The 12,182-nt window shown below is 37.1% G+C and carries 18 protein-coding genes and 2 pseudogenes; 8 read left to right on the forward strand and 12 right to left on the reverse strand.

Going from position 1 to position 12,182, the window contains the following annotated elements; genetic code table 11:
- Window positions 1–546: pseudogene (locus tag FJR04_RS15800) on the forward strand (hypothetical protein); the annotation flags it as partial.
- A gap of 28 nt (window positions 547–574) precedes the next feature.
- Here the strand turns inward: FJR04_RS15800 and FJR04_RS15805 are convergent.
- Together FJR04_RS15805 and FJR04_RS15810 are read right to left on the reverse strand one after the other, a co-directional pair.
- On the reverse strand, window positions 575–1,159 hold the full coding sequence (locus tag FJR04_RS15805) for a Uma2 family endonuclease (RefSeq protein ID WP_168496437.1): 585 nt from the start codon (window positions 1,157–1,159) through the stop codon (window positions 575–577).
- Between the two features lie 73 nt (window positions 1,160–1,232).
- The gene (locus FJR04_RS15810) at window positions 1,233–2,435 is read right to left on the reverse strand and encodes a phosphoglycerate kinase (protein ID WP_168496439.1); all 1,203 of its coding nucleotides are present in this window, start codon (window positions 2,433–2,435) and stop codon (window positions 1,233–1,235) included.
- An 88-nt stretch (window positions 2,436–2,523) separates the two neighbouring features.
- Between FJR04_RS15810 and FJR04_RS15815 the strand changes: the two genes are divergently transcribed.
- Together FJR04_RS15815 and FJR04_RS15820 are read left to right on the forward strand one after the other, a co-directional pair.
- Entirely contained in the window at window positions 2,524–2,931 is a 408-nt protein-coding gene (locus FJR04_RS15815) for a universal stress protein (RefSeq protein ID WP_168496441.1), read from the forward strand.
- 77 nt (window positions 2,932–3,008) lie between these two features.
- Window positions 3,009–3,194: pseudogene (locus tag FJR04_RS15820) on the forward strand (hypothetical protein); the annotation flags it as partial.
- A gap of 176 nt (window positions 3,195–3,370) precedes the next feature.
- Here FJR04_RS15820 and FJR04_RS15825 read toward each other — a convergent pair.
- From FJR04_RS15825 to FJR04_RS26220, 3 genes are all read right to left on the reverse strand, one after another.
- Window positions 3,371–3,631 (reverse strand): Txe/YoeB family addiction module toxin, encoded by a 261-nt coding sequence (locus FJR04_RS15825; protein WP_168496443.1) that lies wholly within the window; start codon window positions 3,629–3,631, stop codon window positions 3,371–3,373.
- A complete protein-coding gene (locus FJR04_RS15830) occupies window positions 3,628–3,882 on the reverse strand; it encodes a type II toxin-antitoxin system Phd/YefM family antitoxin (protein ID WP_168496445.1) in 255 nt (84 codons plus the stop codon). The genes FJR04_RS15825 and FJR04_RS15830 overlap by 4 nt, the downstream gene beginning before the upstream one ends.
- Window positions 3,883–4,020: 138 nt before the next feature.
- Complete coding sequence (locus FJR04_RS26220) at window positions 4,021–4,230, reverse strand: hypothetical protein (protein ID WP_254445303.1); 210 nt, start codon at window positions 4,228–4,230, stop codon at window positions 4,021–4,023.
- Between the two features lie 518 nt (window positions 4,231–4,748).
- Between FJR04_RS26220 and ftsH2 the strand changes: the two genes are divergently transcribed.
- The 3 genes from ftsH2 (at window position 4,749) to FJR04_RS15855 (ending at window position 7,893) form a co-directional block, all read left to right on the forward strand.
- Window positions 4,749–6,635: an ATP-dependent zinc metalloprotease FtsH2 gene (ftsH2, locus tag FJR04_RS15845; protein WP_168496447.1), complete on the forward strand. Its 1,887-nt coding sequence runs from the start codon at window positions 4,749–4,751 to the stop codon at window positions 6,633–6,635.
- Between the two features lie 167 nt (window positions 6,636–6,802).
- Entirely contained in the window at window positions 6,803–7,171 is a 369-nt protein-coding gene (locus FJR04_RS15850; protein ID WP_168496449.1) for a cyclic nucleotide-binding domain-containing protein, read from the forward strand.
- 350 nt (window positions 7,172–7,521) lie between these two features.
- Window positions 7,522–7,893, forward strand: a complete 372-nt coding sequence (locus FJR04_RS15855) for a hypothetical protein (protein ID WP_168496451.1) — start codon at window positions 7,522–7,524, stop codon at window positions 7,891–7,893.
- Window positions 7,894–8,092: 199 nt separating this feature from the next.
- Here the strand turns inward: FJR04_RS15855 and FJR04_RS15860 are convergent, their stop codons facing one another.
- From FJR04_RS15860 to FJR04_RS15890, 7 genes are all read right to left on the reverse strand, one after another.
- Window positions 8,093–8,446: a MarR family transcriptional regulator gene (locus FJR04_RS15860; protein ID WP_168496453.1), complete on the reverse strand. Its 354-nt coding sequence runs from the start codon at window positions 8,444–8,446 to the stop codon at window positions 8,093–8,095.
- 48 nt (window positions 8,447–8,494) lie between these two features.
- Complete coding sequence (locus tag FJR04_RS15865) at window positions 8,495–8,842, reverse strand: DUF5615 family PIN-like protein (RefSeq protein WP_168496455.1); 348 nt, start codon at window positions 8,840–8,842, stop codon at window positions 8,495–8,497.
- A complete protein-coding gene (locus FJR04_RS15870) occupies window positions 8,839–9,075 on the reverse strand; it encodes a DUF433 domain-containing protein (RefSeq protein WP_168496457.1) in 237 nt (78 codons plus the stop codon). The genes FJR04_RS15865 and FJR04_RS15870 overlap by 4 nt, the downstream gene beginning before the upstream one ends.
- A 79-nt stretch (window positions 9,076–9,154) precedes the next feature.
- Entirely contained in the window at window positions 9,155–9,559 is a 405-nt protein-coding gene (locus tag FJR04_RS15875; RefSeq protein WP_168496459.1) for a type II toxin-antitoxin system VapC family toxin, read from the reverse strand.
- Complete coding sequence (locus tag FJR04_RS15880; RefSeq protein WP_027402412.1) at window positions 9,559–9,780, reverse strand: hypothetical protein; 222 nt, start codon at window positions 9,778–9,780, stop codon at window positions 9,559–9,561. The genes FJR04_RS15875 and FJR04_RS15880 overlap by 1 nt, the downstream gene beginning before the upstream one ends.
- Before the next feature lie 243 nt (window positions 9,781–10,023).
- Entirely contained in the window at window positions 10,024–10,512 is a 489-nt protein-coding gene (locus FJR04_RS15885) for a DUF3368 domain-containing protein (protein WP_168496461.1), read from the reverse strand.
- A complete protein-coding gene (locus FJR04_RS15890) occupies window positions 10,509–10,760 on the reverse strand; it encodes a UPF0175 family protein (protein ID WP_168496463.1) in 252 nt (83 codons plus the stop codon). Before FJR04_RS15890 ends, FJR04_RS15885 begins: the two co-directional genes overlap by 4 nt.
- Between FJR04_RS15890 and FJR04_RS15895 the strand changes: the two genes are divergently transcribed.
- Both FJR04_RS15895 and FJR04_RS15900 read left to right on the forward strand, forming a co-directional pair.
- Window positions 10,755–10,988, forward strand: a complete 234-nt coding sequence (locus tag FJR04_RS15895; RefSeq protein WP_168496465.1) for a hypothetical protein — start codon at window positions 10,755–10,757, stop codon at window positions 10,986–10,988. The genes FJR04_RS15890 and FJR04_RS15895 overlap by 6 nt on opposite strands.
- A gap of 195 nt (window positions 10,989–11,183) precedes the next feature.
- Window positions 11,184–12,101, forward strand: coding sequence for a hypothetical protein (locus tag FJR04_RS15900; RefSeq protein ID WP_168496467.1), 918 nt, complete (start codon window positions 11,184–11,186; stop codon window positions 12,099–12,101).
- Window positions 12,102–12,182: the final 81 nt, after the last annotated feature.

A 12,182-nucleotide genomic window follows, 5' to 3' on the forward strand; every position in this document is an offset into this window, starting at 1 on the left:
GGTATTGATAATTATTTGGGAATAAAAAATGAATTTATCTATAACAAAATGAACGAAAAAATATTTAAGCTATTTCTTAATATTATAATATTTTTTATATATGATGAGCAATTAGAAATGATATTGACTCAAGAAGAGGCATTGAAAGATATTCAAAATAATTTGATGTTAGAAGGTCAGAATATCTTAGAATCAAAAATGAATTTTGAATTAAATGAATTTGAATATTTACAAGCAGTAAATCAGGATCAACAAGAAGAATTTTTTAATGAGTACAAAATGAAAAATAATCTACATACTGACATAGTAGAATTAAACTTTTATGACCATTTATTTTCTATTTTTGAACAATTAAGTTCTATACAAACCACAAAATGGCAATCATTTATATTAGAGAATATACGGCTACAAAATTATTATGATGCTAATAAATTACTGGTAGACTGCTTAAATCTCGCTTCCCCAGAAATGCGATCGCACATTGAAGACACCCTACTATTACCCATTCAAGAACTAGAAAAACGTCCATTCAAACATCAAGAATAACTTGACTAAGAAAGGGAGAATTTCAAAATTATTCCTTATCCTCAAAATTAACATCTTGATAAATGTCAATTAAACTAATCTCAAAATCAAGGTATTGCAACTTGACAATATCATTTTCAGATTTATATTCTCGAAAAATCCATTCTCCCTCATTAGTTTTGCTATAGTGCATCACTTGATATTGATTTTGTTCCACTAAAACATATTCTTTAAATTGGGGAATAGAACGATAAAAAGTAAATTTATCACCTTGATCATAATTTTTTGTAGATTTAGATAAAACCTCAACAATTAATAAAGGATTAGTCACAGTAGTATTATTTTTACCTGCATAAATAGGCTTTCCATCAGTTACAATCACATCAGGATAAGTATATTCTCGATATTCAGGAATCCATAAACGCACATCTCCAATAAAAACACGATATTTTTTTCCTCTAATAACATATAATAAAGATGATGCAAAATTAAGCGCGATTTGATTATGATTTGTCGTGCCACCAGTCATAGGAATAATTTCTCCATCGCGATATTCGCTTTTATAAAGTGCTTTTTCTTCTAATTCTAAATATTCTTCAGGGGTGTAAATATGTTTGCGAGTTTGTACTTGCATATTGTTTTCCTTAATTTGGTTAATTGCAGAGAATGAAGGACAAAGCCAAAAACTTTATCCTTCATACTTTCAATTATGCTTCATCCAAAGCTGCAATACCAGGTAAAACCTTACCTTCTAGCAACTCCAAACTAGCACCACCACCGGTAGAAATATGGCTCATTTGATCAGCCAAACCTACCTTTTCTACAGCGGCTACAGAGTCACCACCACCGATAATGGTTGTTGTGCCGGTTTTGCCGATTTCTGCTAAAGTATGTGCGATCGCTTCTGTACCCGCAGCAAATTTATCAAACTCAAACACACCCATTGGACCATTCCAAATCACAGTCTTACAATCAGCCAAAGCCGCTTGGAAAACCTTGATAGAATCGGGACCAATATCTAAACCCATACCATCGGCAGGGATATTTTCAATGCTGACAGTAGTAGCATTAGCATCAGGCGCAAACTTATCTGCGGAGACAATATCTGTAGGTAGCAACAAAGCCACACCACGTTCTTTAGCCTTAGCTTCCAAAGCCTTAGCTAATTCCAGCTTATCTTCTTCTACCAAAGACTTACCAACACTCAAACCACGGGCTTTATAGAAGGTAAAAATCATCCCTCCGCCAATGATCAACTTATCGCACTTTTCTAACAGGGTTTCAATTACGCCGATTTTGCTAGAAACCTTAGAACCGCCGATAATAGCCGCCAAAGGACGCTTAGGTTCTTCAATTGCACTTTGTAAGTATTGCAATTCCTTCTCAACCAAGTAACCAGCCACAGAAGGACTGAGAAACTTAGTTACACCCTCAGTAGAAGCATGGGCGCGGTGTGCAGTACCAAACGCATCATTTACATAAAAATCAGCATTTGCAGCCAATTTCTTCGCAAATTCAGGTTCGTTCTTTTCTTCTTCCTTGTAGAAGCGGACATTTTCCAACAACAGCACTTGGCCATTTTGCAAAGCGCCAACTTTGGCAGCTACATCATCACCTATACAGTCATCAGTCTTGACAACTTCTTGTCCCAACAACTCAGAAAGGCGTTTAGCAACAGGTGTTAAACGTAATTTATCATCTACTCCCTTGGGACGGCCAAAATGACTTGCTAAAATGACCTTAGCTCCCTTTTGGGTTAAATCCTTAATTGTTGGTAGCGCCGCCCGAATCCGGGTATCATCGGTAATGTTGCCTTGATCATCCACAGGCACGTTAAAATCAACCCGTACCAAAGCGCGTTTTCCAGATATATCAGCCGCAGATAAACTTGCTAAACTTTTTTTCGACACAGCCAAATTCTCCTGATTGTCTTTTTGTTATTGTTTTGAAAGTATGTCCATCAAGATTTTACCGGAGTGAGGTGTGTCCAGGTGAGATATGTTTAAAACAGTTTTATTTCCAATTGATCAAAGTCGTGAAGCACGAGAAGCTGCTGACCTAGTTACTAAGGTTGTGCAGCAGTTTAGTAGCCGTCTAGTATTGCTGTCAGTTGTCGAAGAACCAGCCCCAGACGCACCTGCTGAAGATGCAATGATGTCTCCAGAAGCCGTTGCGAAACTACTGGAAAATGCCCAAGCCTTATTTCAGCAACAAGGCATCAAAGCGGAAGTCATAGAGAAACAAGGCAACCCTGCTTTTACTATCTGTGATGTTGCTGATGAGGTGGGGGCAGATTTAATTATTATGGGCTGTCGCGGGTTAGGGCTAACTGATGAAGGTCTAACTGATAGTGTTACAAATCGGGTGATTAATCTTTCACCCTGTCCTGTATTGATTGTTCCTTGATATTAGAAATAAGGAGTCAGTAGGGGTAAAAATTCCTCTCCCTTCCAGGGGGAGGAGATCAAGGAGTGGGGTATAACGCTCGTGAAACCAAAACCGTCATTAAACAAAATATTAGTTTAGCAGTAATTCCCAACTTAGCCGCATTAGGACTAGCCGCAACCGTCGGAATGCACCCATTAGCAGCGACAGTAGTACATAATGGGTCAGCTATAGCAGCAGGTTTAAATGGTTTACGTCCATTGATGCACAAAGATGAAGAATAGGGAACAGTGATTTTCGGCGTTGCTGAATTAGGGTATGAAATTCAAAAATCAATGATTTCAAACTCTTACTCTCTGTAGACTCTGCGCCTCTGCGTGAAACAAAATCATACTCTTAATCAGCAACACCTGATTTTTTATCTGCGTTTATCTGCGTTCAATAAATTAGGATTAATCATTTATTTTTGATAGTGAAATCTACAGGAAATAATCGTTAATTCTGCTTCAGAAATTTCATAAACTAACCGATGTTCAGAATCAATTCGTCTTGACCAATATCCTGATAAATTTGCTTTTAAAGGTTCTGGTTTACCAATACCTTCAAAGGGATTTCTAATAATGTCTTTAATGAGTAAATTCACTCTTTTTAAGAGTTTTTTATCATTTTCTTGTAGCCAAAGATAATCTGACCAAGAAGCTTCAGTAAAAGTAATTTTCATGGATCAATTAATTCTTTCACTGATTTTTTACCTGATTTGGCTTGTTTAATAGATTCCATCAAATGTTCAGCATTAGCTGGATTTGATAATAAATATAATGTTTCTTGCCAAGAATTGAATTCATCTAAAGACATTAAAACTGCTTGTTGTCCTTGATCATTACAAACAATAGTTGGTTCTACATCAAGAATAACTCTATTAATGAGTTCATCTAATTGGTGTTTGGCTTGGTTGCTTGTAATTGCTTTCATTTTTAACCTTTTAGATTTATATTAAAGATAGCATAGATAAATAAGAATTTTTTGGTAAAGAAGCACTATTCGGTATTTAAGTTTTTAAGAATTTTCTGGGCTAAAAATTCCTTAATTTCTGTATGTCTTGGTACAGCCTCAATGACAAATTGCCCAGTATCCTCCTTCCGTTGCTCTCTCAATGATGGCTGTTAACTCTGCTTTCATAGCAATTTCCAAAAGAAGTCTACTATATTTTAAACGATGATTAAGTAGGTAGATGCTAATCACCCAACTATGTAACGAACTGTAAATTACCCAAAACTCTTGGGATTGCTGCGTTCCACTCCGTTCCACTCGCAATGACATAGTTATAAGTTTTCCCACCTACCTACTTAGTTACAATATCAGCGATCGCACTATCACCCATCACGAAAAATCTCTCTAAAACTCTTACCTTCGCTTATTCGTTTCTATGCCTTCGGCACGCTACGCGAACGTGGTTCAATTTCCATATTTTTGCATTTTAATAAATTTTAAAGCACAATTAACCTTCAATAGTATTCATAAACACAGATAAACATAGATAAAGAAAAATAAATGAATTTGGTGATCCTGTGCAGTCCAGCATAAAATTAGTATTAGAGATAGCAAAATATAAATCAGTCCCAAATCCTCACTGTGTATGACTTTGGGAATATTTAACTTTTAATTTTTAATTTTTAATTGGTATTAGTATGAGAATTAGGTTAAATTTAATTAAGATTCTAGACAAACTTCATGGATCTGCCATAAGCAAACCGACGTTTTATGGCTCAAATTACAAAATGGATTTATAAACATCCGTTACAAAAGCAGTCATATTAGTATCTAGAGGCAAATTAAAGATGAAATTCTCTTGGAGAGTCGTAGCACTCTGGTCAGTGCTGGCTTTAGTAATTGGCTTTTTCTTTTGGCAAGGCGCTTTCGCAGGCGCTCCTGCGGACATGAGTAAAAATGCCGCTAACACCCGTATGACCTATGGTCGCTTTCTAGAATACTTGGACGCAGACCGCGTTACCAATGTGGATCTTTACGATGGTGGTAGAACCGCAATTATCGAGGCTAATGACCAAGACATTGAAAACCGCACTCAACGCTGGCGGGTAGATTTGCCGATAAATGCTCCTGAATTAATTCAAAAGCTCAAACAGAAGCAAGTTAGTTTTGATGCCCATCCCATGCGAAATGATGGTGCAATCTGGGGACTTTTGGGTAATTTAATCTTCCCAGTTTTATTGATTACAGGATTATTCTTTTTGTTCCGTCGTTCTAATAATCTTCCCGGCGGTCCTGGACAAGCGATGAACTTCGGCAAATCCCGCGCTCGTTTCCAAATGGAAGCGAAAACTGGGGTAAAATTTGACGATGTGGCGGGAATTGAAGAAGCAAAGGAAGAATTACAAGAAGTTGTTACTTTCCTGAAACAACCTGAAAAATTTACTGCTGTTGGGGCGCGGATTCCCAAGGGTGTGCTGTTAGTTGGACCTCCAGGAACTGGTAAAACTCTACTAGCAAAAGCGATCGCTGGTGAAGCAGGTGTTCCTTTCTTTAGTATTTCCGGTTCGGAATTTGTAGAAATGTTCGTGGGTGTGGGTGCTTCCCGTGTCCGTGATTTGTTCAAGAAAGCTAAAGATAACGCTCCCTGTATCATCTTTATTGATGAAATTGACGCTGTAGGTCGTCAACGGGGTGCAGGTATCGGTGGTGGTAATGATGAACGGGAACAAACCCTCAACCAACTATTAACAGAAATGGATGGTTTTGAAGGCAACACCGGGATTATTATTATTGCGGCTACCAACCGTCCTGATGTCCTCGATGCAGCCTTATTGCGTCCCGGTCGTTTTGATAGACAAGTACAGGTAGATGCTCCAGACATTAAAGGCCGTTTGGAAGTATTGCAAGTTCATGCCAGAAATAAGAAATTAGATGAAAGTGTATCCTTAGAAGCGATCGCTCGTCGAACTCCTGGTTTTAGTGGTGCAGATTTAGCTAACCTCCTCAATGAAGCCGCTATTCTCACAGCTAGAAGACGCAAAGAAGGCATCACTTTACTAGAAATTGATGATGCTGTAGACCGGGTAGTTGCTGGGATGGAAGGTACTCCTTTGGTAGACAGCAAGAGTAAGCGTTTGATTGCTTACCATGAAATCGGACACGCTTTGGTGGGGACTTTACTTAAAGATCATGACCCCGTGCAGAAAGTGACTCTGATTCCTAGAGGACAAGCCCAGGGTTTAACCTGGTTTATGCCTAACGAAGAACAAGGTTTAATCAGCCGTTCTCAGTTAAAAGCCAGAATCACAGGGGCTTTAGGTGGTCGTGCTGCTGAAGAAGTAGTTTTTGGACCGGCAGAAGTGACAACTGGTGCAGGTGGAGACTTACAGCAGTTGTCAGGAATGGCACGACAAATGGTAACTCGATTTGGGATGTCTGATTTAGGTCCTTTATCCTTGGAAAGCCAACAAGGTGAAGTATTCCTCGGTCGTGACTGGACAACCCGTTCTGAGTATTCTGAAGCGATCGCTTGTCGCATTGATGCCCAAGTCAGAATAATTGTGGAAGAATGCTATAAAAACGCTAAGAAGATGATGCGTGATCATCGTAGTCTTACAGATCGTTTGGTTGATTTGCTCATTGAAAAAGAAACCATTGATGGTGATGAATTCCGTCAAATTGTGGCTGAATACGCCGAAGTACCTGATAAATCTCAGTTTGCACCTCAACTGTAAAGTTTTTTGTCAGATATGAAATTGATGGGGATGGTAAATATCATCCCTATTTTTTTGTCTAGTGTTGAAATTAATACTGTGACCGCAAGATGGGTTGATCATCATGAATGAAAAATAGTATAATTTGCTGCATTCTTGTATTACTCAACTCACTTGGAACTACTTTTATGTTAATTTCTTTATCAACAATCACTATTTTCCAAGGACAACCTAACCCTAAAGTATTTGCACCAGGTGAAATCATTTTTGCAGAAGAACAACCTGGTGATTCCATGTATGGCATTCTGGAGGGAGAGGTGGAGATATTAGTTAATGGTAAAATAGTAGAAACAATTAAAACAGATGAAGTTTTTGGTACAGGTATACTTGTAGGGAAAAAAAAGAGGACTTATACAGCGATCGCTAAAACCGATTGTAAACTAGCTTTTCTGAATGAACAAGGATTTCTCTTTGCTGTTCAGGAAACACCCATGTTTGCTATCCAAGTGATGAAAAGTTACACAGAACGTCTTAGTCGCTTACAACACCTTGTTTAAATAGCAATACAATAATCCCTTTAAAAAGAGGGACTTTGAGGAATTTAGCCTCCCCTTTTTCAAGGGGATCTCGATTAATTCTGATACTTTTCAAACACCCTCTAAAAACTCAAGTTTATTACTATATAAAGCAGAATTTGTAAAACTTCCCTAGTCTATAAATAATTTATAACTTTTGTTAGATGAATAACTAGCTTTTTAGCTCTAATTTTGAATTGTGCTGATAGCAGCTAAATTGGCAAAAAAACAATATGCTTTTACTGAATTTCACCTGTAACTCAGATTATTAGCTAATCAATCAAGCTCTGCCAATTTGAAAAGTATTCACATTCAATTAATGGAGAATAATAATGGCACATTTATTCAATCAAGTAATCAATACTATCAAGTTTATATTGCAAGAGTTTGAAATTAAGCGTGTTTTTACTGTTGTTTTAGTTGGTTTTTTAATGCTAACAACAAGTTTAAACTCTAGTATTGAGTCTGGACGTAGCAGCGACAATATCACCAGAAAACTGAACAAAATTGTCCGTCAGGATGATGCTGATAGACCCAAAACCACAGGAGAATGGAATAAAGAAGCTCGTGAAACAGAAGATGATCCTGTGGAAAGAGCTAAAAGAATTGCTAAAGAATCTGGAGAAGCTTTAAAACAATGGGGTTCTGTATACTCTGATACCGCTAATAAAAGTGCAAACGACCTCCAAAACAATAATAAATAGGGTTACAGCAATTCTCCTTTTGAAAGAATCTCAGTATTTTTCGGGTGCGTTATGCGATCGCACTTGATGAATCTAACCTATGAGCGCGATCGCTTCTCAAAATGCAGGTTTTGCGGAAAGAAGCTGACTATATCACAAGATAACACTAAGCGGCAATGTGGGCTAACGTAAAGCTCACCTTCGCTGTTTTTTCAAATTCTCACGCTGCTTTCGCTAGTGGCATGAATATTTCAACGGATTCAAACGGTACAGATATTTTGTCTTCTTCTGTCCGTTCAATTAATCCCAGTTCTTCCAGGCGATTTACGTCTGTGTGTACGTTTGAATAGTTTCTTTCGGCTGTTTTTGCCAGCGCGTAAATACTGCATGGCTCTATTTTGCTTAGAGTATCAAGCAAATCAAGTCGAGCAGGCGTTAGCTCGCTAAAAAGTGATTTTGCAGATTCAAATGAAAGTCTAAAATTTACTGGCTTTCCAATTTCGGAGTCTTTAATTTGTTGACGAGCGGCTCGGATTGCAGAACCACCTTTGACTACTTCAATAATTGCTTTCATGATTCACTCCAGGTTTCAATGTCTTTTTCAAAATCGTCAAGCAATTTATCAATGCTTGTGAAGTTGTAATCTATTTCGTGTGAGTTTATACGTCAAAAACAATTCGATTATTTGAGTAATATTTTGTAGAAAAAGTTGTTCAATTTGTTTGTTACTAATATTACCTGTCGTTATTAGTAGTAGTTTGTAAGGCTCTTGTTTGATTAAAAAAGAATCTAAAAAATCTTTATCTTTGGTAATAACAATTCTCTGTTCCATGATTGATAGTTTGTTGATTTCCGAATCTGGAGTTGCATTTTTTAAAGGAAGATTCTTGGTATGTATAACATCACAACCTAAGTTCTCTAATAAATTGGCAATTCGCATTGGTAATTGAGCATCAATCAAGAATTTCATGAAACTAATTGGAGGATACTTTTAACTTGAGTGAGTCGAGTAGCAAAGCTGAGAACTGCTAAAATATCTTCGTATTCTAAATCATCATAATCTTCTAAAATATCATCAATATTCATGCCTGAACTCAAAAGTTCTAATATCATTTCCACCGGATAGCGCAATCCACGAATACACGGTTTACCATGACAAACATCATGGTTAATTGTTATTCTATTTAATAGAAGGTTATTCATGATATTAGATGTTATGTTGGCATTAAATTAATTGTACTTGATTTTTTGAGTTCTAATTTAATTTATTTTTTGAGATAAATTACTCTATTTCCCAGTCTTCCAATTGTAGTTGTGGGATGCGTGAAAATTCTTTAGTATTATGGGTAACTAATATCAAATTATTCGCTAAAGCAATAGCAGCAATTTGTAAATCGTAAGCTCCAATAGGTGTTCCATTAGCAGCAAGTTGGGCGCGAATTTCTCCGAAAATTCTAGCAGACTGGTCATCAAAAGGCAAAGACACAAATTGACTCAAAAATCCTTGCTGTAACGTCAGATTACGCTCTGGGTTAGCACTACGAATTGATCCGTAAAATAATTCACCCTTCACAACTGAACAAACAGCGACTTCTGAAAGTGGGATATTATCCAGCTTTTGTTTTAAATGAAAATTTTTGCCCTTGAGATAAATAATACAGGCATTAGTGTCTAGCAGATAAATCATCAAAATAGCTCTCTTTCTGCTTGTTCTGGCTGTGGATGTCTGATAAATGTTTCATCTTGAATACAACCATAAAAATCACTCAATTTTGTTGTTGTTTTTGTTGGTAATGCTGATTCATAAACAAGAATAATATCTAATTCCGTTCCTTCTGTTGTTTCGGGTAATTGAATTTGTAAAAGTCCATTTTTACCAATTAGCGATCGCACTCTCATACTCTGCATAACTATTTACCTCTGATAAAATATTTCCATACTAAAGGAAAATCAGAATCAAAAATTTAACCAAATCTCTTTTAGGAGATTTTAATGTCCTTTAACTAACTCTAACAGACAATCTTCTTCAATTTTCGCGGTATTAAACATTTTCACCATCATATGAACAAGTTTAGTACGCAATGCGTAGCTTGCTTCCCGTAGGGTACGCTATCACACTTTATCAATCTAACCTACGGCTAAACTAACAAGTCAAGGTTCTTGAGAAAGAGATAAGATACGCTGATATAGCTGGGGACTGATGCGAAAACCAGCCTGATTGATCAAAGCATCCATGACAGGTTGAACTTGAGGGATAAGACTTCTTTGTTTAGCAACAAGCAGAATACCCAGAATACCAATAATAGGTATCCCAAGCCGGAGAGCTTCTTGCCGTCCCAAGCGTTCATCAATGAGCAAATCATCGGCTTGTAGCTCAAGTGCTAAGGCTATAGCATTTGCTTCACCGGCATCAAGTCCTCGTTCCTGTTGAAGCTGGTTAGCAAGTTGGGAGTTCTTAAGGAATTGGGTTTGAATCCAGTCCAGTTGGAGAATAGCTGAAATAGTAGGATTGCTGGCGGCTACCAATTCGCTGGCAACCACGTCAGGAATGATAACCTGATGGTAAATAGCTTTTAGCAACCCAAGATGATCAACAAGGGCAAGATTCGAGAGAGCAGAAGTATCACTGACGACAATCATAGCCAGCCCCGACTCCGCAGGTGTTGAACATCTTGCTCAAAGTCTTCCACATCGTAATGGACACAAATATTCCGATCTGCCAGCAGCTTTTGAAAGTTCATTATGTCTATTCCAGCAATTTTGCTGGCGCGGCTGAGGGAAATCCGCTGCTGCTGGAATAGGGCAATGGCTATTTCCTGAAGCCATTCACTCTGGTTAAAAGTTTCAGTTTTACTGAGGCTATCAGGTAGGTTCAGGGTAATTTGCATCAAGTTGTCCTCACGCAGTCACTTCTAATTTTAACTTTATCAATCCAACCTACGAGCGATCGCACTTTATCAATCCAACCTACAAGCGATCGCACTTTATCAATCCAACCTACAAGCGATCGCAATTTATCAATTCAACCTACGAGCGATCGCACTTTATCAATCCAACCTACGAGCGATCGCACTTTATCAATCCAACCTACGAGCGATCGCACTTTGTCAATCTAACCTAGAAGCGATCGCACTTTATCAATCTAACCTACGAGCGATCGCACTGGCATGATTTTGACTTTCTCTTGAGACGTTACTCCGAAAAAGTCGCTTTTGTTCAATTAAAAATAAGGTGCGTTACATTTCATTAACGCACCCTACAAGATCGGCGATCACACTATAATAGTATAAAAATGATTAGTACATTAGACAGTGACTATTTCAATTGATCCAATTACCCACAAAAAACTAATATTGGTTAAGCAAATTTACCAAAATGCAATTGTTCAATCAGCTTCATCACATAGCACTATAAGCAGAATAATGGCAGTCATAGGGTTTGATTTAGCTGTAGAAACTATCCTTAGAGCCATAATAGGTTCATTAGATGCGATGAAATCACCTGCTGATGGCTTTCAAGCATTGATACAGCAAGCTGATTCACTGCTAAAAAAAGAAGGTTATTCTTCAATTCCTGATAAATCCAATATTCAGTATTTACATTCGATACGTAATGATGCACAACATAAAGCCAAATACCCAAATGAATCTGATGTGAGCGACTGTAGAACATATACAAGAGATTTTCTAAGAAAAGTTAATAGGGAGGTATGGGCAATTGATTTTGATACTATTAGTTTGACTGATATCATTGAAAATCAGGAAATTCAAAAGTATCTAGTTACTGCTGAATTAAATCTAAAACAAGACAATTATCAAGAAGCAGTGAGAAATTCTTCATCGGGTTTAACTTTGGCACTCAAACGTGTTGAAAATGCAATTGTAGGAAGTTTACCATCTGTTACTGATGGAATTGTTTTAATAGACCAATTTGGTAAACAGGCTTCTCAATCTAATTGTAAACAAGCTTATCGTGCATTTGAAAAAATGCAGGATATTTTACTTTATGTTGCTTTAGGGATGAATTATTCTGACTATATGCGATATAAGCAAATAGTAGGTGATGTGTATTTTACATTTTCTGGGACAACACTTTATCCAAATATGAAAGTAGATATAAACGCCAGTGACGCAGAATTTGTTGTTGCTTACTGTGTTGATACAGTTGTTCAGATAGAAAACATAGTAGGCAGTATTGATGCACCCTTTGGAAAGAAATCTTGGTTTTGAAATATATTTATTATGTTTAAAAGCAAAAGATTTTACTAATTTGTTTAATATGTTTCTGTGTTTGGAAGACGGTAATTGTTA

Source organism: Anabaena sp. UHCC 0204 (assembly GCF_009711975.1).
Classification (GTDB): Bacteria; Cyanobacteriota; Cyanobacteriia; order Cyanobacteriales; family Nostocaceae; genus Dolichospermum.

Coding starts and splice junctions, on each gene's coding strand:
- FJR04_RS15890 (WP_168496463.1), bottom strand. CDS start 10,760: ATGCAAATTACCCTGAACCTACCTGATAGCCTCAGTAAAACTGAAACT.
- FJR04_RS15860 (WP_168496453.1), bottom strand. CDS start 8,446: ATGAAAGCAATTATTGAAGTAGTCAAAGGTGGTTCTGCAATCCGAGCC.
- FJR04_RS15885 (WP_168496461.1), bottom strand. CDS start 10,512: ATGATTGTCGTCAGTGATACTTCTGCTCTCTCGAATCTTGCCCTTGTT.
- FJR04_RS15875 (WP_168496459.1), bottom strand. CDS start 9,559: ATGATTTATCTGCTAGACACTAATGCCTGTATTATTTATCTCAAGGGC.
- FJR04_RS15830 (WP_168496445.1), bottom strand. CDS start 3,882: ATGAAAGCAATTACAAGCAACCAAGCCAAACACCAATTAGATGAACTC.
- FJR04_RS15850 (WP_168496449.1), top strand. CDS start 6,803: ATGTTAATTTCTTTATCAACAATCACTATTTTCCAAGGACAACCTAAC.
- FJR04_RS15815 (WP_168496441.1), top strand. CDS start 2,524: ATGTTTAAAACAGTTTTATTTCCAATTGATCAAAGTCGTGAAGCACGA.
- FJR04_RS26220 (WP_254445303.1), bottom strand. CDS start 4,230: ATGTCATTGCGAGTGGAACGGAGTGGAACGCAGCAATCCCAAGAGTTT.
- ftsH2 (WP_168496447.1), top strand. CDS start 4,749: ATGAAATTCTCTTGGAGAGTCGTAGCACTCTGGTCAGTGCTGGCTTTA.
- FJR04_RS15855 (WP_168496451.1), top strand. CDS start 7,522: ATGGCACATTTATTCAATCAAGTAATCAATACTATCAAGTTTATATTG.
- FJR04_RS15865 (WP_168496455.1), bottom strand. CDS start 8,842: ATGAAATTCTTGATTGATGCTCAATTACCAATGCGAATTGCCAATTTA.
- FJR04_RS15880 (WP_027402412.1), bottom strand. CDS start 9,780: ATGCAGAGTATGAGAGTGCGATCGCTAATTGGTAAAAATGGACTTTTA.
- FJR04_RS15805 (WP_168496437.1), bottom strand. CDS start 1,159: ATGCAAGTACAAACTCGCAAACATATTTACACCCCTGAAGAATATTTA.
- FJR04_RS15870 (WP_168496457.1), bottom strand. CDS start 9,075: ATGAATAACCTTCTATTAAATAGAATAACAATTAACCATGATGTTTGT.
- FJR04_RS15825 (WP_168496443.1), bottom strand. CDS start 3,631: ATGAAAATTACTTTTACTGAAGCTTCTTGGTCAGATTATCTTTGGCTA.